This window comes from Pseudoclavibacter sp. AY1F1, from assembly GCF_002931075.1.
Lineage (GTDB): Bacteria > Actinomycetota > Actinomycetes > Actinomycetales > Microbacteriaceae > Pseudoclavibacter.
In genome coordinates, this window is record NZ_PSTQ01000001.1 from 493,238 (window position 1) to 512,634 (window position 19,397).

Consider the following 19,397-nt stretch of genomic DNA (forward strand, 5'->3'; position numbering starts at 1 on the left):
GCATTGGCGGGGTGACTACTCGCCTCTCCAAGCTCTTTGTCCGCACCCTCCGCGAAGATCCAGTCGACGCGGAGGTGGCAAGCCACAGGCTCCTCGTGCGCGCCGGCTACATCCGCCGTCAGGCGCCCGGCGTTTTCGCCTGGCTGCCGCTCGGCCTCAAGGTGAAGCGCCGCATCGAGCAGATCGTGCGCGAGGAGATGGAGGCGGCCGGCGCTCAGGAAGTCCACTTCCCCGGTATCCTCCCTGCTGACTTCTACGAGGCCACGGGCCGCCTCAACGACTTCGGAGATGGAATCTTCCGGCTCGAGGACCGCAAGGGTGCGCCTCTTGTCCTGGCTCCCACGCATGAGGAGGCCTTCACGCTCGCCGTCAAGGACCTCTATTCGTCCTATAAGGACCTGCCGCTCGCGATCTACCAGATCCAGGACAAGTACCGCGACGAGGCGCGCCCCCGCGCGGGACTGCTGCGCGGACGCGAGTTCACGATGAAGGACGCCTACTCGTTCGACATCGACGACGCGGGGCTCGACGCGAGCTATCAGGCGCAGCGCGACGCCTACGAGCGCATCTTCGACCGCCTCGGCCTCGAGTACGTCATCGTCGCCGCCAACGCGGGGGCTATGGGTGGCTCACGTAGCGAGGAGTTCCTGCACCCGACGCCCGTCGGCGAGGACACCTTTGTGAGTTCGCCGGGCGGATACGCGGCGAACGTCGAGGCGTACGCTGCTCCGGCACCCGCCGCCGTTGACGCGAGCTCGACCGGTCCCGCAACCGTCTTTGACTCGCCGGACACGCCGACGATCGCAACGCTCGTCGCTCACGCGAACGCGGTCGTAGAAAAGCCTGCAGGTCGCGAATGGACGGCCGCCGACACGCTCAAGAACGTTGTTGTCGCTCGTCTCCACACGGATGGAACCCGAGACCTGGTCGTCATCGGCATCCCGGGGGACCGCGAGGTCGACATGAAGCGCCTCGAGACGGCGCTTCAGCCTGCAGAGGTCGAAGCGGCCACCGCGGAGGACTTCGCCAAGCACCCCGGACTCGTCCGGGGCTACATCGGCCCCTGGTCTGTCGAGGGCCAGGTGCTGGGTGAGGAGTCGACCACGGGCGTCGCCTACTTCCTGGACGAGACCGTTGCCGAGGGGTCGAGCTGGATCACCGGCGCGAACGTCGAAGGCAAGCACGTGCACTCCCTGGTCGCGGGCCGCGACTTCACTGCGGATGCGCGCATCGGCGCCGCTGAGGTCCGCGACGGCGATCCTGCTCCAGACGGCAGCGGCGCCATCACCACCGCTCGCGGCACGGAGATCGGACACGTCTTCCAGTTGGGGCGCAAGTACGCGGAGGCGCTCGGGCTCAAGGTGCTCAACGAGCAGGGCAAGCTCACAACCGTGACGATGGGCTCGTACGGCATCGGCGTCACCCGGAACCTCGCGCTTATCGCCGAGGCCAACCACGACGACCGCGGCCTCATCTGGCCAGAACAGGTGGCGCCGTTCGACGTGCAGATCGTCGCGACCGGGCGCAACGAGGAGCCGTTCGCTGTGGCGGAAGAACTCTCTGCGGCGTTCGACGCTGCAGGGCTCGACGTGCTCTACGACGACCGCAAGAAGGTCTCGCCCGGCGTGAAGTTCGGCGACGCCGAGCTCCTCGGGGTTCCGTGGATCGTCATCGCAGGCAAGGGGGCAGCCGACGGCCAGGTCGAGCTGTGGAACCGACGCACGAACGAGCGCGACGCGGTCTCCAAGGACGAGGTTCTCGAGCTGCTGCAGTCCAAGCGCAGCCACTGAGCGCCGTGCGGGATGGGGCTAGGCCAGGCCCCATCCTGCAGGCAAGCTGCACGGAAGTGTGCGCCGGAGGGCGCCTTCGTCCGACATCCTGGGGTAAACTCGTTCTTTCATCTGAATAGAGGGAGCGCCATGAAGATCGACCTTGCTGTCCTGAGGATTCTCGAGCGAGAGCGTGAGATCCCGTTTGAGGAACTTGCCAGCATTCTCGAGCAGGCGATCCTGACCGCGTACGAGAAGCACGTATCGCAGGAGCTTGGCCAGGACGTGCCACCAGCATCGACGCGAGTGCACCTCGACCGCAAGAGCGGCGAAGTCAACGTGTTCGTCCCGGAAATGGACGAAGACGGAGAGATCATCGGCGAGGCGCAGCTCCCGGCTGACGACTTCGGACGAGTCGCCGCGTTCGCCGCCAAGCAGGTTATCAACCAGCGCATCCGCGACATCGGCGATGACAAGGTGCTTGGCGAGTTCCGTGGACGAGAGGGCGACATCGTCGCCGGCGTCATCCAGCAGGGGCCGAACCCCCGCATGATCCACGTCGACCTCGGAACCGTCGAGGCGATCCTGCCTCCGGAGGAGCAGGTTCCAGGTGAGGACTACTCGCATGGGAGGCGCCTGCGCGTCTTCGTGACCAAGGTCGAGCGGGGCAACAAGGGGCCGCAGATCACGGTCTCCCGCACCCATCCGTCACTTGTTCGCAAGCTGTTCGCGCTCGAGGTTCCCGAGATCGCCAGCGGCGTCGTCGAGATCGTGTCGCTGGCCCGCGAAGCAGGCCACCGATCGAAGATCGCGGTCCGCGCGACTCAGGAGGGCATCAACCCCAAGGGTGCATGCATCGGCGAGCTCGGTGCGCGCGTGCGGGCCGTGACCAACGAGCTCGGCGACGAGAAGATCGACATCGTCGACTACTCCGACGACCTGCCGACCTTCGTGGCCAGTGCGCTGAGCCCCGCGAAGGTCTCGAGCGCGTTTGTCATCGACCGTGCCACGAAGGCCGTCCGAGCACTCGTGCCCGACTTCCAGCTGTCGCTCGCGATCGGCAAGGAAGGCCAGAACGCGCGCCTCGCGGCCAAGCTCACGGGGGCGAGAATCGACATCCAGCCAGACTCGATCCTCGAAGACGGAGACGAAGCGCGCTCAGAGGGGTAGTATGTCGTCTGTACGAACGTGCGTTGGATGCCGTTTGCGCTCCGCACGGAGTCAACTCCTCAGAGTTGTCCTCCGTCAGGGAAGCCTCGAAGTCGATATCTCGGCGAGTCTTCCAGGGCGTGGAGCCTGGATCCATCCGACCGCGGAGTGCACCAGGCTAGCGATTGAGCGGCGCGCATTCTTGCGGGCCTTCAAGACCGGCAAGGTGGACACCGAGGCGCTCAGCAGGCACGCGAGCACACTGGAACAGGGCGAGCGCCCTGCTCTACTACGAGAAAAGGCTGATCGGACCATGGACTAATCATGAGTGACTCACGATGAGGCACATCCGACTTTAATGGTCCGCTCCTGTTCTGGGCGGGCCCCAGACAGGAGAAAAGTGGCAAAACCACGCGTACACGAAATCGCCAGCGAGATGGGCGTCGATTCCAAGACGGCCCTCAAGACTCTGCAGGACATGGGCGAGTTCGTTAAGAGCGCATCGTCGAGCGTCGAGCCCCCAGTGGCTCGTCGCCTCCGCGAGGCGCTGAAGACCAACGCCGCCGGTAGCGCGCAGCCTCAAGCGGCGGCCCCCTCGGCGTCGAAGCCCGGCGCGCCGCGTCCAGGTGGCGCGACGCCATCGAGCGTCCGTCCCGGCACGAAGCCAGGACCGGCCGCACCATCGGCCCCCGCGGCACCAGCTGCTCCGGCACCCAAGGCCGCCCCTTCAGGCGGATCTGGACCGACCCCAGGACCCAAGCGCAAGCCTGAGCCAGCTCCGGCAGCCGAGGCCCAGGCGGCAGCAGCACCGGCAGCTCCCGCTGCACCCGCAGCAGACGCAGGTGCACCGAAGCCGAACACGCAGCGTCCAGCTGCTCCCGGCGATGCGAAGCCCGCGCAGGCTGAGGGTGGCGCAAGCCCCTCCATCCCGCGTCCGCGTGGACCCCGTCCCGGCCCGCGTCCCGGAAACAACCCGTTCGCGTCCAGCCAGGGCATGGGCCGTTCGCGCCCGGGCAACAACCCGTTCTCCTCGAACCAGGGCATGCGCCCAGGTGGCGGAGCCGGCGGTGGCCCCCGTCCAGGTGGAGCAGGCGGCCCTCGTCCGCAGAGCCCAGGCGGTCCCCGCCCGGCAGCTCCGCGTCCAGGACAGCCCCGCGTGCTTCCCGGAGCTCGTCCCGCAGGTGCGGGTCGTCCGGGCGGTCGTCCCGGCGCCGGCGGTGCCGGTGGCGGACGTCCAGGCGGCGCTCCAGGTGCAGGTGGCGGCTTCGCCCCGCGCCCAGGTGGCGGTGGCGGTCGTCCAGGTGGCGGCGGTCGCGGTCGCGGCTCGACGGCCGGTGCATTCGGTCGCGGTGGCGGCAAGTCGAAGGCGCGCAAGTCCAAGCGGACGAAGCGGGCAGAATTCGAGATGCGGGAAGCCCCGAGCGTAGGCGGCGTCAAGGTCCGTCGCGGAGATGGCACGACGCCGATCCGTCTGCGTCGCGGCGCCTCGATCTCTGACTTCGCAGAGAAGATCGACGCGAGCCCCGGTGACCTCGTGACCGTGCTGTTCCACCTCGGTGAGATGGCGACGGCAACGGAGTCGCTCGACGAGGCGACGTTCGAGGTGCTCGGCGAAGAGCTGGGCTACCGCATCCAGATCGTCAGCCCGGAAGACGAAGACCGCGAGCTCCTCGAGGGCTTCTCGATCGACCTCGACCAGGAAGCAGAGGACGAAGGCGACGACGTTCTCGAGATCCGCCCGCCCGTTGTCACCGTCATGGGTCACGTCGACCACGGTAAGACGCGACTCCTCGACGCGATTCGCAACGCGAACGTCGTCGACGGCGAAGCCGGTGGCATCACGCAGCACATCGGTGCCTACCAGGTCTGGCACGAGCACGAGGGCATCGAGCGCGCCATCACGTTCATCGACACGCCAGGTCACGAGGCCTTCACGGCCATGCGTGCCCGTGGTGCTCAGGTCACCGACATCGCGATCCTCGTGGTCGCCGCGGACGACGGCATCATGCCGCAGACGGTCGAGGCGCTCAACCACGCCCAGGCCGCCAACGTCCCGATCGTCGTTGCCGTCAACAAGGTTGACAAGGAAGACGCCAACCCGGCGAAGGTCCGCGCGCAGCTGACCGAGTACGGACTTGTTGCCGAGGAGTTCGGTGGCGACACGATGTTCGTCGACGTCTCCGCACGCAACAACGTCAACATCGACAGCCTCATCGAGGCAGTCCTGCTGACGGCTGATGCCGGTCTCGACCTTCGCGCCAACCCGAACAAGGAAGCGCGCGGTATCGCGATCGAAGCGAAGCTCGACAAGGGACGCGGTGCGGTTGCTACCGTCCTCATCCAGTCGGGAACGCTCCGCGTCGGAGATCCGATCGTCGCGGGAACGGCATACGGCCGCGTCCGGGCAATGCTCGACGAGAACGGCCAGGTCGTCACCGAGGCTGAGCCTTCGAGGCCGGTTCAGGTGCAGGGTCTGTCGAGCGTTCCTCGTGCAGGCGACACCTTCATCGTCACGGAAGAGGACCGCACCGCGCGTCAGATCGCCGAGAAGCGTGAAGCCGTCGAGCGCAACGCGAGCCTCGCCAAGTCCCGCAAGCGCATCAGCCTTGAGGACTTCACTCGTGCACTCGAAGAGGGCAAGGTCGAGTCGCTCAACCTCATCATCAAGGGTGACGTCTCCGGTGCCGTCGAGGCACTCGAAGAGTCGCTGCTCAAGATCGATGTGGATGACTCGGTGCAGCTGCGCATCATCCACCGCGGTGTCGGCGCCATCACGGAGTCCGACGTCAACCTCGCCACGGTCGACAACGCCATCATCATCGGCTTCAACGTGCGCCCCGACACGAAGGCGCGCGAGCGCGCCGCCCGTGAAGGCGTGGATGTCCGCTTCTACTCGGTCATCTACGGTGCGCTCGAGGACATCGAGAATTCGCTCAAGGGCATGCTCAAGCCCGAGTTCGAAGAGGTCCAGTCGGGTGTCGCGGAGATCCGCGAGGTGTTCCGTTCCTCCAAGTTCGGAAACATCGCCGGATGTATCGTGCGCAGCGGAACGATCACGAGGAACGCGACTGCTCGCGTCATCCGCGACGGCATCGTCATCGCGGACAATCTCGCGATCGACTCGCTCCGCCGGTTCAAGGACGACGTCACCGAGGTCCGCACGGACTTCGAGTGCGGTATCGGCCTTGGCAAGTACAACGACATCCAGATCGGCGACGAGATCGAGACGACTGAGCTCGTCGAGAAGCCGCGCGTCTAGCTGTTGACCGAGTTGCCGCGCTGAGCGCGGTGCGTACTCGGGGCGGGGTCCTGGCCATCCGGCTAGGGCCCCGCCTTCAGGTTCTGCGCAGTTTGAGACCCTGCAGACTCACTTGACTGTCTGCACCAGCACACGAGAAAGTAGCCACCATGGTTGATCATTCACGGGCACTGCGCCTCGCAGACCGAATCAAGGTCATCGTCGCGAAGACGCTCGAGCGCGGTGTCAAGGACCCGCGGCTTGGCTTCGTCACGATCACGGACGTGCGCGTCACGGGTGACCTTCAGCACGCCACGATCTTCTACACCGTTTACGGTGACCAGAAGGAACGACGGGACACGGCGGCGGCGCTCAGGAGCGCGACCGGCATGCTCCGGACCGAGGTCGGCAAGAACATCACTTCGCGCCTGACCCCGAGCCTCGAGTTCGTTCCTGACGCGATTCCCGAGAACGCGGACGCCATCGCCGCGCTGCTTCGCGAAGCGCACGATCGCGACGTTGCCTCCGCCCAGCAAGCGAAGACTGCGAGCTACGCGGGGGACGCGGACCCGTACGAGAAGAAGGACGAGCCGGAGGACGCCTGAGTCCCTCCCGCTGAATTCCTGCTCGGCTGCGGCCGACTGCGACGCTGACCGGCGACTGATCAGTCGCCGGTCAGCGCTATCTCCGCCTGGTTTCGCTCGAAGATGAGTCCGTCGACTTTCAGCGAGGTCAGCGCCCGGTCGAAGCGGAGCGAGTCCGCTCCGTCCGGGTCGAGGTGGCGGCGGAGGAACTCGATCTCGACGCCACCCGGAATCGCGCGGAGCTCCCGCAGGACCATGCCGCGCATCTCGCGGTCCGAGCCGGCGAACTTCGCCTGTGGCTTCTTGATCGTCGTCGAGGCGGGACGTCCGGCGCTGACCCACGCGCAGAGCCCGACAATGGGGCAGTCGTTGCAGTTCGGCCGCTTCGCAGTGCAGATGACGGCACCGAGCTCCATGGACGCGGCGTTCCAGAGGTTCGCCGCGGTCGGGTCGGCGGGGGCGACGGCACGCATCTCCGCCGCGTCCCGCACGGCCGATGGTCCCCAGGGCGTTTCTTCGCCGAGGAAGGCGCGGGAGAGGACGCGGCGGACGTTTGTGTCGACGACGGGTTCGGGCACGCCGTGCGCGAAAGACATGACCGCCGATGCTGTGTACGGTCCGACGCCCGGCAACGCGAGCAGGGCTTCTCGCGTCTCTGGCACGCGTCCGTCGTGCTCTTCAGCGATCGCCCTGGCACAGGCAAGGAGCCACAGCGCGCGCCTCGGGTAGCCCAGCCGATCCCAGAACCGGAGTACCTCGGCCTCGGTGGCTTCCGCCATGGCCGCTGGTGTCGGCCAGCGTTCCATGAAGTCCAACCACTTCGGTTCAACTCTCGCGGCCTGGGTCTGTTGCAGCATCGTCTCGCTCACGAGGACACCCCACGCCGTTGTCGTGGGCAGTCGCCACGCGAGCTGGCGGTGCTCCCTGGTGAACCAGGAGTTCACCGTCGCCGTGATAACTGCAGCCCGAACGTCTGCTGGGGTGAGCTGCCGCGAACCTCCTTCCCTGTTGTGCACAAGCGAGGTGAGGAGCTCGTTCACGGGCGCAGCAAGGCCACGCATGAGCCCGCGCGAGACGACGGCGCCGTTGAGCGCGTCGATCTCCGTTGCCTCGCCGCGGGTGATGCTCTGCTGGGTGGATGCGTAGTTCGGCGTTGGCCCGAAGGCCGCGGAGAGCTCCCGCGCGAGCCGCCGGTTCCTGGCAAGGTCCTCGACCGTGTCGAGTGGCGTGGCGTTCGCGAGGTCCACGAGGGCTCTGTCCAATGGGCCAAGCTCGACAAGCCACGCACCGCTCGCAGCGGCCACTGCGAGCAGCTCGCCGATGCTCGAGGCGAGCACACCGAGCAGATCGGCATCCAGTCCGATCTCCTGCACACTGAGCCCGGTCACGGCCGGAAGCGCGTTCACCTGGTTGATGAGGAGCTTGCTCCAGAGCGCGGAAGTCAGGTCGTCGGTGACCACACACTCAAGAGCGGGGGAGAGCGCCGCCGCGAGCTCCTCCAGCCGAGACAGGTGCGCAGTGGACGCAGCGCCAAGGGTCAGCGAACCCTTGGCTGTCGCACGCACCTCGTCGGGTGCGGGCCTGTTCACGGCGAAGGTGGCGAGTCCGCCTGCGACGAATCCGCGAGCGTTTGCGTCGGCCAGACCGGCGAGTAGAAGCTCCACCGTCGCTGCCCCTTCGAGGCCGTTCTGCACGACAATCGTGGGCGTTGCTGCGAGCATCGCGAGATGGGGCGCGACCGCGCGCTGGGTGTCCTGTGCCTTCACCGCGATCAGCGCGAGATCGAAGGCGCCCGTGAGGCGCGAGGCCTGAGCGAACGCCGCGCGGTGCTCTCCGAAGGCACCAGTGAGGTTCAGCGTTCGTCGTCCGCCGCGTGCAGGCTCGGCGCTGCTCCGCGAGGCGAGCACAACCTCGTGTCCCGCTCGGTCGAGCAGGAGCGCGAGGGCGCCGCCGACCGCACCGGCGCCGATGACAGCAACCCGCATCCTGATCTCCCGTTCGTGCATGCAATTCGTCTTCGTCTTGGAGCCAGCACTCCGCCCGACGGCCGGGAACGAGCCTACGGGCACCGTAAGATATTGGGGACATGACGACTCCATCTCCTGGCCCAAACGGTGTCCTGCTCCTCGACAAGCCGCAGGGCCCGACGAGCCACACGCTCGTCGCGATGACCAGGCGGGCCCTCGGCACGCGGAAGATCGGCCACGCGGGCACGCTCGACCCGATGGCATCCGGGCTCATGATCCTCGGCGTCGGCGGAGCAACGAGACTGCTCACCTACTTCGTCGGTGACGACAAGGAGTACTACGCGACGGTTCGCCTTGGCGTATCGACGAACACCGAGGACGCTGAGGGTGAAGTCACGGCGAGCGCACCAGCAGGGTCCGTCGCTGAGGTGACCCCTGAGCGCATCGAGGCTGCCATGGCCGCACTGCGCGGACCGATCAAGCAGATCCCATCCGCTGTGAGCGCCATCAAGGTGGATGGAGTGCGTGCCTACAAGCGCGTCCGCGACGGCGAGGACGTGCAGCTCGCAGCTCGCGCCGTGACGATAGCGGAGCTCGAGCTGCTTGCCTCGCACGACGCGCTCGCCGGTGGTGAGCCCGTCGTTGACCTGGAGGTCCGTGTCTCGTGCTCGTCCGGCACCTACATCAGGGCGCTGGCGAGAGACCTCGGCGCTGCGCTCGGCACTGGCGCGCACCTGACGGCCCTCAGGCGCACCCGCGTCGGCGACTTCAGCATCGCCGACGCAGTTGCGCCCGACACTGACGGGCTCGAGACGCGCCTCATGACTCCGTCTCAGGCTGCGCTGCGCCGGTTCCGCGCGTTCGAGGCGACGGCTCAGCAGGCCGCGGATATTCGCAACGGAAAGAAGCTGCGCCTCAGCGCCCCGGTCGACGACGGCCTGCTCGCGGCCATCGACCCGGAGGGCGACCTCATCGGTATCGCCAGGGCTTCTGGCGGCATATTGAAGTCCGAATTCAACATGCCGACTGGGGCCATAGCGTGATCGACTGGTTCACGTGGGTGCTCTGCCTCGTGAGCGCCGCCGCTGGTGTCTTCTGCATCATCGTCGGGGCCACGGGCCGAAAGCCTGGTGACGTCACAGTGGGTGCCGTCGCGCTTGTCGAGCTGCTGCTTGTTGTGCAGTTCGTGATGGCGCTGATCGCACCCGCGGCGGGCAACGAGCCCGTCGGAGATGCACTCGAGTTCTGGATGTACTGGGTCGTCGCCATCATCATCCCGCCCGCCGCGGTCTTCTGGGGCCTGGTCGAGCGGACGAAGTGGTCCACGATCATCCTCGGTGTCGCGGCACTCACGATCGGAGTCATGGTCTTCCGGATGCACCAGATCTGGATCGGCGCCAGCCCATTCATCGGAGTGCCGGTTTGAGCGGGACGGCGCGGACTGCGGCTGCTGATAGCTATGAGGGAGCACGCGGCGCCGGGCGAGCACTTGTTGTTGTCTACGCGGTCTTGGCGCTTGCGTCGATCGGTCGCAGCTCGTACCAGCTGCTCGCCAAGTTCGGGGAAGCGCCTCTCGCGTACTCGCTCTCCGCGGCTGCAGCGCTTGTCTACCTGCTCGCAACGGTTGCACTTGTTCGGCGCGGGAGGACCTGGAACCGAATCGCCTGGTTCACGATCGTGTTCGAACTCGTCGGAGTCCTTGTCGTCGGGTCGCTGACGGAGTTCCACCCGGAACTCTTCCCCTCGGATACGGTGTGGTCGGACTTCGGGGTGGGCTACGCGTATATTCCTCTTGTGCTCCCGATCCTCGGCATCGCGTGGCTGGAGACGGGAAGATCGAGACGAAAGAGGGAACGTGCGGCTGTTCACTGACCTGGCAGAGCTACCAGCGGAGCTGACGCCAAGTGCCATCACCGTCGGCAAGTTCGACGGCGTGCACCGCGGTCATCGCTGGCTGCTCTCTCGCCTCGTTGACGAGGCCTCCTCGCGTGGCCTTGAGCCGTTCGCGGTCACCTTCGATCGGCATCCGCTCTCGCTCATCACTCCTGGCATCGAGCCGGAGCCCATCACGTCGTTGGCGCAGAAGATAGACCTGCTCGGCAAGACCGGACTCGGATCGACGATCGTCCTGCCGTTCGACGACCAGCTCGCGAGCATGAGCGCAGAATCCTTCGTGCGCGACCTTCTTGTCGGTGCGCTCCAGATGAAGCTCATCGTCGTCGGGCAGGACTTCCGCTTCGGGGCCAAGGGCGAGGGCGATGTTGTTCTCCTGCGCGAGCTGGCGGCACCGTACGGTTTCGAGATCGTCATCGCCGACGACGAGATGGCAGAGGATGAGAGCTCGCACGTAGAGCGCCGTGCCTCGTCGACGTGGGTTCGCGAGCTGCTGGCGGCTGGCGATGTCCGAGCCGCCGCCGAGGTTCTTGGGCACAACCACAGCGTGACCGGCGAGGTCGTGCACGGGGCGAAGCGAGGGCGGGAATTGGGCTTCCCGACGGCAAACCTCTCTCCGGAACTCGAGGGCCTCATCCCGGCGGACGGCGTCTACGCCGGCTGGTTCCGGGGCGGCGAGACAAGCGCCCCCGCTGCGATCTCCATTGGCAACAACCCCACCTTCGACGGCGTGCCCCGCAAGCAGGTCGAGGCGCACCTCATCGGCGAGACGGTTGACCTCTACGGGCTCGTCGCCGAGGTCGAGTTCGTGGAGCGTATCCGCGGCATGGAGAAGTTCGACGGCATCGAGGCGCTCAAGGACCGCATGGCGCTTGACGTCGTCGAGGCCGCAGACACGCTCGGCGGAAGCTACGTCGTCTGAAGCCGCTGGTGCCACGGGCGGTCCGCCCGCCGAGCACGCCGCTTCCGAGGTACACGGTGAGGTGCCAAGGCAGACGGCTAGGAGCCGAGTTCGACGGTGCGCCCGAAGAGCCTGAGGACGATGCGTGCCGCAGTGGCCTCGAGAACGGGGCCGGACTCGCCGATCTGCCAGCGGGCATCCGTTGCGCGGAGCCGGTTGCGCTTCGCGAGCGAGGCGGCCGAGCTCAGCGGAACCCGCGTGCGCACAAGCGCGACTGCGCTCGTGGAGCGAGGGCTGAGTCGGATGCGGAGGCCCAGTGCCTCGGTCATGTCGTACGTGTGGACCACAGCTTCCGTGAGCTCGGAAATGCCGGCACGGGTCGGTGACACCACTTTCGCCGCGGCGATCGTGCGGATGCGGTCGACCAGCTCCTCGGTGGGGGCGGCACCCTCGCGCTTCGCGACCTCGTCGAGGTACGAGTCGACACGGAGCCCCTTGCGGAGCACGCCGCGAGATGCCTCGCGGACCAGCGAGGACGTGGGGGAGCCGAGGCGCCAGGCGAGGTGCCCGGCGACGTCGCGCACGCTCCACCCATCACATTTGCTCGGCGTCTCCCACTGCTCTGGCGTCAAACCAGCGAGGAGTGTGGCGGTGCGGTCCAAGGTCGTGGCGATGTGAGCGCTCCAGTCGCCGGCGACCCGCTTCGACGGCGTGAAGTACGGCCGGTCGGGATCTGGGAAGGGGCGTTGTGGCACCTGACGATTATCGCACCCGCGCGGCGCATGTGCCCGTCAACGACACGTCGTTCCCTAGTCGAAACCTTCGGGTCGCCTGGCGTACACTGTGAGCGCTGGTGTCTGAGGGAATCTGAACTCTCCTCGAGACCTGCATGACATCCGGGAGCTCGTCACTCGAGTGGGCCGACGCCCGCCTCACTGCCGGTCGCCGCGTTCGGCGCCGAAGCTGCGACCTCCGCCCGGCTCAACTTCCCGATCCCTGCCACGTTGCATAAGGAGGGGCATGTCTCGTAGGACACGCGCCCAAGCTGGCGGTCGCGCCGGCGTTCACACGGCGCCACGCCACCGCAAACCGGTCGACAACACCGGTGTCATCCCTCAGCTCGCGAAGGCGGCGAGAGAGGTCGAGGCATCGGCGCAGCGAGGCAAGGTCTCGCCGTCGAACCGCACGAAGTTCCAGGTCATCGCACTCCTCATGCGAGAGGAGCGTGCGAAGGCCAAGGAGTCGACGGAGCTCAGCGAGCACGACAGGGCTGAGGCGCTCAAGCGACTGGACGGTCTCGCCTCGATTCTGGCGAAGACGGCGGCACGTGACACCTCGCTCATCAGCCTCCTCGAGCCCGGTGCGCCAATCAGCGAGGCTGCCAAGGCTCTGCGCAAGCAGATGCTCTTCGCGGGCGGCATCGAGATGGTCATCGATGAGCAGCCAGAGCCGGAAACGCAGACGGAGAAGCTCCCGCCTGAGATCGCGCAGCGACAGGTGCTGCCCGGCTCGGTGAAGGCGCGAACCCGCTCGAACCCGTTCCTCGCGCCCGTTCTCACGAACGTCAACACCACGACTCCGCACTACTCGCGGCTCTCTAACTGGGAGCTGCTCGGGCCGCTGCTGCGAGCGTTCGAGACCGGCGCCGGCGGCAACGCGGCGTCGATGGAGTTGCCTCCGGCTCCCCGCTGGGACCGCATCTCCCCGCCGGGGCAAGAGCTCATGGATCACCAGGCGAGGCTCCTCGCGAGCGTCGCCGAGGGGCACAGGGCCTACCTGCTTGCCGATGAGCCAGGGCTGGGCAAGACCGCGCAGGCGCTTCTCGCCGCCTCAGTCGCCGACGCCTACCCGCTGCTCTGCGTCGTCCCCAACGTCGTCAAGACGAACTGGGCCCGCGAGGTTCAGCGCTGGACGCCGAACCGCCGCGTCACGGTCATCTCCGGCGATGGCCAGGGGATCGACGCCTTCGCGGACGTCTTCATCGTCAACTACGAGATCCTCGACCGTCACCTCGGCTGGCTGACGTCTCTCGGCTTCGAGGGCATGGTGCTCGATGAGGCACACTTCATCAAGAACCTGCAGTCTCAGCGGTCGCGTCTCGTCATGCAGCTCGCGAACAGCATCCGTGCTCGTGTTCCGGGCGCCGACCCGCTCCTCATGGCGCTCACCGGAACACCGCTCATCAACGACGTCGATGATTTCAAGGCGATCTGGCAGTTCCTGGGCTGGCTCGAGGGCGACCGGCCGTCGCAGCTACTCCTCGACCGCCTCGACGAGACAGGGCTCGTGCCGAGCGACCCCGGGTTCCTCGCCGCGGCGCGGCAGGCGGTCATCGACCTCGGGATCGTCCGCAGGCGCAAGATCGATGTCGCGGCCGACCTGCCCGCCAAGCGTGTCGTCGACATGCCCGTCGAGCTCGACTCCGACGAGGGCAGGAGCATCCGCGCGGCTGAGGCCGCACTCGTCTCGCGTCTCCTTGAACGGTACCGCCGCATGGCTTCGGCCGCGGGCCTCGAGCCCGGCATCGTCGACCTCGAGCGGGTCAGGATGATCGCGCGGCAGGAAGTCGAAGAGTCGAAGGCCTCCTCGACCGGCGCAAGCATCTTCACGATGCTCCGCACGATCGGCGCAGCGAAGGCGCGCCTCGCGGCCGAGTACGCGGGCCAGATCGCACGTTCGGCGGGCAAGGTCGTGTTCTTCGCCAAGCACATCGAGGTCATGGACGCGGCGGAGCGCACTTTCGCCGAGAACGAGATCTCGTCAGTCTCCATCCGGGGCGACCAGACGCCGGCGGCACGCCAGGCAGCCATCGATGCGTTCCAGAACGACCCGAGCGTGCAGGTTGTCGTCTGCTCGCTCCTCGCAGCGGGCGTCGGCCTGAACCTACAGGCAGCCTCGGACGTCGTGCTCGCTGAGCTCAGCTGGACCGCGGCTGAGCAGACGCAGGCCATCGACCGCGTGCACCGCATCGGGCAGGTGGAGCCGGTCACGGCGTGGCGCATCGTCGCCGCGCAGACGATCGACGCGCGCATCGCCGAGCTCATCGACGATAAGCAGGGGCTCGCGCTGCGTGCGCTTGAGGGAATCGACACGGGCGAGCAGTCCGCAGACAGCATCCAGGTGGATGCCCTGGCGAGTCTCCTCGAAGCGGCGATCCGGGGCGTGCGCCGGCAGTAGGCTGAGGACAGCGCGGAAACTCAGACGACGAAGTTGGAGGACCATCAGGTCATGTCAGAAACGCAGGAATTCCGTGTCGAACGCGACTCGCTCGGCGAGATGCGGATCCCCGCAGGTGCCTACTGGGGCGTGAACACCGCGCGTGCCCTCGAGAACTTCTCGATCAGCCGACGCCAGATCAGCGTGTACCCGGACTTCATCGTCGCGTATGCGCAGGTCAAGCAGGCTGCGGCTCGCGCGAACCTTGAGATCGGGGTGCTCGACCAGGAACGGTCGTGGCTCATCGACCGCGCCTGCCAGGACATCATCGATGGCAAGCTCCACGAGGAGTTTGTCGTCGGCGTCATCCAGGGCGGTGCCGGCACGAGCACGAACATGAACGTGAACGAGGTCATCGCCAACCGTGCGCTCGAGCTCGCCGGGCGTGAGTTCGGGGACTACGAGTTCCTTTCCCCGAACGACCACGTGAACCGCTCGCAGTCCACGAACGACACGTACCCGAGTGCCGTGAAGGTCGCGCTCGTGCATGCCACGGAGCGACTCATCGACGAGTTCACGCTGCTGCAGAACTCTTTCCGCGTGAAGGGGACCGAGTTTAAGCACATCCTGAAGATCGGCCGCACGCAGCTACAGGACGCCGTACCGATGACGCTCGGTCAGGAGTTCAGGGGCTTCTCCACGACGATCGGCGAGGACATCCAGCGACTGAGGGATGTGCTTCCGCTGCTGCTCGAACTCAACCTCGGCGCGACAGCGATCGGCACCGGCATCACCGCAGAGGCCAGCTACGCCTCTGCCGTCATGCGCCAGCTGCGGGAGATCACGGGCTACAACGACCTGCAGACGGCTCACGACCTCATAGAGGCGACCAGCGATACCGGCGTGTTCATGTCGCTCTCGAGCGTCATCAAGCGCACGGCAATGAAGCTCTCGAAGATCTGCAACGATCTTCGCCTGCTCTCCTCAGGCCCGCAGGCGGGCCTCGGTGAGATCAACCTGCCGGCGCGTCAGGCAGGTTCGTCGATCATGCCTGGCAAGGTGAACCCCGTCATCCCCGAGGCGGTGAACCAGGTGGCGTTTGTCATCGCGGGAGCCGACGTCACCGTCGCAATGGCTTCAGAGGCCGGCCAGCTGCAGCTCAACGCCTTCGAGCCGGTCATGCTGCACACGCTCATGCAGAACTCGGCCTGGCTTCGCCGCGCCGCGCGCACGCTGCGAGTGAACTGCATCGACGGGATCACCGCCAACGAAGAGCTGCTCGCGTCGCGCGTCTCGAGCTCCGTGGGTGTCGTCACGGCGCTGACGCCATACATCGGCTACTCCGAGGCGTCGAAGCTCGCGAAGGAGGCGCTCACCACCAAGGCCACGATCGCAGACCTGGTCGTCGAGCGGGGGCTCCTCAGCCGCGAGGAGGTCACGAGCATCCTCTCGCCCGAGAGGCTCTCCGGCATCCAGGCAGTCACGAGCGCGATCCCGATCATCTCGCAGGCCGAAGCCATGGCGCTCGAGGACAGCCTCGACAGGGCTGACCTGCGTGACTTCTCGTAGCTTCGCCGTGAGTCGTCGCGGAACGCTGTAGAGAGAGTTCGGCCCGGTCGGTGCGAAGCACCGGCCGGGCCGTGTTACTAGGCCTGTCGTGAGGCGGGCCGACTAGCTGGCGGGCTTCTCTCCGGCTTCCGGTGTCGCTTCGGAGCTCTTCGTCTCGGTGGCGGTCGGCGCAGCGTGGCGTGGCGTGGCGGTTTCACCAGGCGAGACCATTGCGTCCGCGTCATCGTCTTCGAAGGTCTCGAGCACGTCTTCGCGGGCCTGGCCAGCGCGGACAAGCGTCTGAACCTGCGACTCGATGCTCTTCTCGACTTCTTCCTCGACGCGCCGCTTCACGTCGTCGAAGCCGTCGTCCACGCGCTTGCGCATGTCATCAAGCTGCTCGTCGACGCGCCGGCGCATGTCCTCGAGCTGGGTGTCGCTGCGTCGACGCAGGTCCTCAGCGGAGACGGTCATCCGCTCGGCGAATGCCTTCGACTTGCCGCCGATGTCCTTCGCGACCTCTTCTGCATGCACTCGACTCGTGCTGATACCAGCGATAAAGCCGACAGTGGCACCGAGAAGGAATCCGAGACGCATCATGCCTCTAATCTACCGTGCGCTTGGCGTACGCGACTGGTCGTTCGCCTCACGCGCGTCCGCTTGGCTATGCTGACCGCAGCGAGCCCACGAAGCGGGGATACCCGCGCCCGCAGCGAGTCCGGCAACTCCCGAACCGGACGCTCACCCCAATCCACGGAGGACCATAGATGAGCAGTGCCACGTCAGTCGCGCCGAAGAGGCGTCGAAGGCTGACTCGGGGCAGGCTGACGTGGCTCCTCCTGCTCGGCTTCGCCGTCCTCCTCTCGGTCGGTGTCGTGGCCTGGCTGTTCAGCGAGCTGCGCTTCGCCGCGCTCACGATGGCAATCCCCGCACTCGTCCCGCTCGGGCTGGTGCTCGGCGCAGTCTGGTGGCTTGATCGCTGGGAGCCAGAGCCGCGCATCCTGCTCGCCTTCGGCTTGTTCTGGGGTGCGGGTGCGTCAGTCGTCGGGACGCTCGTGACCGGCGGCATGATGCTCGACGTGGCGAGGTCCTACCTCTCGACCGAGGGCGACGTCAGCAAGTTCTCCGTGCTCATCCAGGCGCCCATCTCCGAGGAGGCGATCAAGGCCGTCGGGCTGTTCCTGATCCTCATCTTCGCTCGGCGCCACTTCGACAGCCCCCTTGACGGGTTCAGCTACGCAGCGGTCATCGGCGCTGGCTTCGCCTTCACCGAGAACATCATCTATTTCTCCCAGGCCGCTGACTCGGCCGCTGGCTTCGCTTCGACGTTCATCGTGCGCGGCATCCTCTCGCCGTTCGCCCACGCACTCTTCACGGGGATCACCGGCATGGCGATCGGCTGGGGAGCGCGTCGAGGCGGGTGGCTTCGGCCGATTCTGATGGGCCTCGGCGGTCTCGTCGTAGCGATCCTCGCGCACGCATTCTGGAACGGTGGCAGCCTCCTGATCTTGCCCCTGCTCGGCGTCGACCCGAGCAACCAGTTCGGCTGGCTCATCTTCTACCTGGTCGTCCAGCTCCCGATCTTCCTGCTGCTCGCCTGGTTCCTCGTCAAGCTGCACGACCGCGACCGTCTGATCATCGTGGACCGGCTCGGCGAGTACGCGGACGCGGGCTGGTTCACGACGTCGGAGGTCGCCATGATCGGAGACTGGAGCGCACGCGAGCAGGCATTCGCGTGGGCGAAGTCCGTGAGCCCGGAAGCCGATCGGGCGATGCGCGGCTTCGTTCAGGACGCGTCCCGTCTCGCGTTCGCCCGCGAACACGCCAGGGTGAACAAGCGGGACCCGAATCGTCGGGTCGTGGAGAAGCGGATGCTCGATCGAGTCAAGGAGCATCGTTCGCAGCTCGCGAGATTCGGCGCTGGCGGCGCTAAGGCGGCGACCTCGTGAGCGCCCCGCAGCAGCCTCGGGGCCAATGGGCCGTGCCGGGAGCTCAGCGTCAGATCGACCCGCAGTTCGCGATCCCACAGGCGCCCACGCGCGGCGAGCTCGCGATGCGCATCACCACGATCGTGGTCATGTGCCTCGCCGCGCTCATCATCGCGGTGGTCCTGTTCCTCGCGTACCTCGGCAGCAGCGACGTCGTACTGCTCGGCAGCGTGCTCGCGGCCCTCGTCCCGCTTTTCGTCGTGTGGATGGTTGTCTGGCTCATCGACCGCTGGGAACCGGAGCCGCGCATCCTGCTCATCGGAGCAGTGTTCTGGGGTGGTGGGATCGCGGTCGGCGGCGCGCTCCTCACCGGCTTCCTGCGGGAGTTCCTCCTGCCTGGCGCGCTCCCCGCCTGGTGGGGGCCATCCGTCGAGGCGCCCGTGGGGGAGGAGATCTGGAAGGGTCTCGGCCTCATCGTGATCTACGCGGTCGCTCGTCGCCACTTCAACGGCCCGACCGACGGCCTCGTCTACGGGGCGCTGCTCGGCGCAGGTTTCGCGTTCACGGAGAACATCCTGTACTTCTCGTCGATGTGGCAGGAGGCGGGTGTCGGCGGATTCGTGGCGCAGTACTTCATCCGCGGTATCGCCCTGCCACTTCTTCACCCGATGTGCGTCTCGCTCACGGGAATCGGAATGGGCATCGGCGCGCGTCGTGGAGGATGGGGTTCCGCGCTCGGAGGGTTCGCCATCGGGCTGATTCCCGCCATGGGACTCCATGCGCTCTGGAACGTCGGCTCCGGGCTTGTGCAGGAATCGGCCGGCATCCTCGGCCTCATCGGGTTCTTCGCACTCGTGATGGTGCCCATCTTCATAGCTTGGATCGTGACGATCTTCCTGCTGCGGAGGCAAGACGCTCGCATCATCATCGAGAGGCTGTCCGAGTACGCGGCGGTCGGGTGGTACTCGCCGGCCGAGATTAGGATGCTGTCGACGATGCGCGGGCGCTCGAGTGCACGAGCGTGGGCTCGGCGGTCCGGCAAACGCGCCGACAAGGCCATGCGCGACTTCATCACAGAGTCGACTCGTCTCGCCAGTGTTCGCCACCAGGTCGTGCTCGACCCGAACCGGACGAGCAAGCTGCTGGACGAGCGGCTCCTGCTCAGAAACCTCGGCGAGCTGCGGGCCGAGCTCATCCAGGCCCAGGCGCAGCCGCACGGCGCGTCATCCGGGACTCGTCCAGGCTCCGGCGCTTGGATGTAGGA

General features: G+C 66.7%; 16 protein-coding genes. 13 read left to right on the forward strand and 3 right to left on the reverse strand.

Annotated elements, in window-relative coordinates; genetic code table 11:
• The first annotated feature begins 11 nt into the window (after window positions 1-11).
• From C5B85_RS02320 to rbfA, 5 genes are all read left to right on the forward strand, one after another.
• On the forward strand, window positions 12-1,790 hold the full coding sequence (locus tag C5B85_RS02320) for a proline--tRNA ligase (RefSeq protein WP_104284435.1): 1,779 nt from the start codon (window positions 12-14) through the stop codon (window positions 1,788-1,790).
• A gap of 129 nt (window positions 1,791-1,919) precedes the next feature.
• Window positions 1,920-2,939, forward strand: coding sequence for a transcription termination factor NusA (gene nusA / locus C5B85_RS02325; protein WP_104284436.1), 1,020 nt, complete (start codon window positions 1,920-1,922; stop codon window positions 2,937-2,939).
• A 1-nt stretch (window position 2,940) separates the two neighbouring features.
• Complete coding sequence (locus C5B85_RS02330) at window positions 2,941-3,240, forward strand: YlxR family protein (RefSeq protein ID WP_104284437.1); 300 nt, start codon at window positions 2,941-2,943, stop codon at window positions 3,238-3,240.
• 78 nt (window positions 3,241-3,318) lie between these two features.
• Window positions 3,319-6,177, forward strand: a complete 2,859-nt coding sequence (gene infB / locus C5B85_RS02335; protein WP_104284438.1) for a translation initiation factor IF-2 — start codon at window positions 3,319-3,321, stop codon at window positions 6,175-6,177.
• A 149-nt stretch (window positions 6,178-6,326) separates the two neighbouring features.
• Window positions 6,327-6,761, forward strand: coding sequence for a 30S ribosome-binding factor RbfA (gene rbfA, locus C5B85_RS02340; protein ID WP_104284439.1), 435 nt, complete (start codon window positions 6,327-6,329; stop codon window positions 6,759-6,761).
• 59 nt (window positions 6,762-6,820) lie between these two features.
• On the opposite strand, the gene C5B85_RS19480 is transcribed toward rbfA, so the two are convergent.
• A complete protein-coding gene (locus C5B85_RS19480) occupies window positions 6,821-8,746 on the reverse strand; it encodes a 2-dehydropantoate 2-reductase (protein ID WP_258070543.1) in 1,926 nt (641 codons plus the stop codon).
• Window positions 8,747-8,826: 80 nt separating this feature from the next.
• Here C5B85_RS19480 and truB point away from each other — a divergent pair, with 80 nt between their 5' ends.
• The 4 genes from truB to C5B85_RS02365 are packed head-to-tail and all read left to right on the forward strand — an operon-like array spanning window position 8,827 to window position 11,522.
• Complete coding sequence (gene truB / locus C5B85_RS02350) at window positions 8,827-9,750, forward strand: tRNA pseudouridine(55) synthase TruB (protein WP_104284775.1); 924 nt, start codon at window positions 8,827-8,829, stop codon at window positions 9,748-9,750.
• A complete protein-coding gene (locus tag C5B85_RS02355) occupies window positions 9,747-10,133 on the forward strand; it encodes a hypothetical protein (protein WP_104284440.1) in 387 nt (128 codons plus the stop codon). The genes truB and C5B85_RS02355 overlap by 4 nt, the downstream gene beginning before the upstream one ends.
• On the forward strand, window positions 10,130-10,579 hold the full coding sequence (locus C5B85_RS02360; RefSeq protein WP_104284441.1) for a hypothetical protein: 450 nt from the start codon (window positions 10,130-10,132) through the stop codon (window positions 10,577-10,579). Before C5B85_RS02355 ends, C5B85_RS02360 begins: the two co-directional genes overlap by 4 nt.
• On the forward strand, window positions 10,563-11,522 hold the full coding sequence (locus C5B85_RS02365) for a bifunctional riboflavin kinase/FAD synthetase (RefSeq protein ID WP_104284442.1): 960 nt from the start codon (window positions 10,563-10,565) through the stop codon (window positions 11,520-11,522). The genes C5B85_RS02360 and C5B85_RS02365 overlap by 17 nt, the downstream gene beginning before the upstream one ends.
• A gap of 77 nt (window positions 11,523-11,599) precedes the next feature.
• Here the strand turns inward: C5B85_RS02365 and C5B85_RS02370 are convergent, their stop codons facing one another.
• The gene (locus tag C5B85_RS02370) at window positions 11,600-12,256 is read right to left on the reverse strand and encodes a maleylpyruvate isomerase family mycothiol-dependent enzyme (RefSeq protein WP_104284443.1); all 657 of its coding nucleotides are present in this window, start codon (window positions 12,254-12,256) and stop codon (window positions 11,600-11,602) included.
• Window positions 12,257-12,521: 265 nt separating this feature from the next.
• Here C5B85_RS02370 and C5B85_RS02375 point away from each other — a divergent pair, with 265 nt between their 5' ends.
• Together C5B85_RS02375 and C5B85_RS02380 are read left to right on the forward strand one after the other, a co-directional pair.
• The gene (locus C5B85_RS02375; RefSeq protein ID WP_104284444.1) at window positions 12,522-14,678 is read left to right on the forward strand and encodes a DEAD/DEAH box helicase; all 2,157 of its coding nucleotides are present in this window, start codon (window positions 12,522-12,524) and stop codon (window positions 14,676-14,678) included.
• Between the two features lie 51 nt (window positions 14,679-14,729).
• A complete protein-coding gene (locus C5B85_RS02380; RefSeq protein ID WP_104284445.1) occupies window positions 14,730-16,226 on the forward strand; it encodes an aspartate ammonia-lyase in 1,497 nt (498 codons plus the stop codon).
• Between the two features lie 102 nt (window positions 16,227-16,328).
• Here C5B85_RS02380 and C5B85_RS02385 read toward each other — a convergent pair whose 3' ends face one another.
• Window positions 16,329-16,805: a hypothetical protein gene (locus C5B85_RS02385; RefSeq protein WP_104284446.1), complete on the reverse strand. Its 477-nt coding sequence runs from the start codon at window positions 16,803-16,805 to the stop codon at window positions 16,329-16,331.
• Window positions 16,806-16,972: 167 nt separating this feature from the next.
• Between C5B85_RS02385 and C5B85_RS02390 the strand changes: the two genes are divergently transcribed.
• Window positions 16,973-18,154: a PrsW family intramembrane metalloprotease gene (locus tag C5B85_RS02390; RefSeq protein WP_104284447.1), complete on the forward strand. Its 1,182-nt coding sequence runs from the start codon at window positions 16,973-16,975 to the stop codon at window positions 18,152-18,154.
• Window positions 18,151-19,395 (forward strand): PrsW family intramembrane metalloprotease, encoded by a 1,245-nt coding sequence (locus C5B85_RS02395; RefSeq protein ID WP_146077814.1) that lies wholly within the window; start codon window positions 18,151-18,153, stop codon window positions 19,393-19,395. Before C5B85_RS02390 ends, C5B85_RS02395 begins: the two co-directional genes overlap by 4 nt.
• Window positions 19,396-19,397 lie beyond the last annotated feature (2 nt).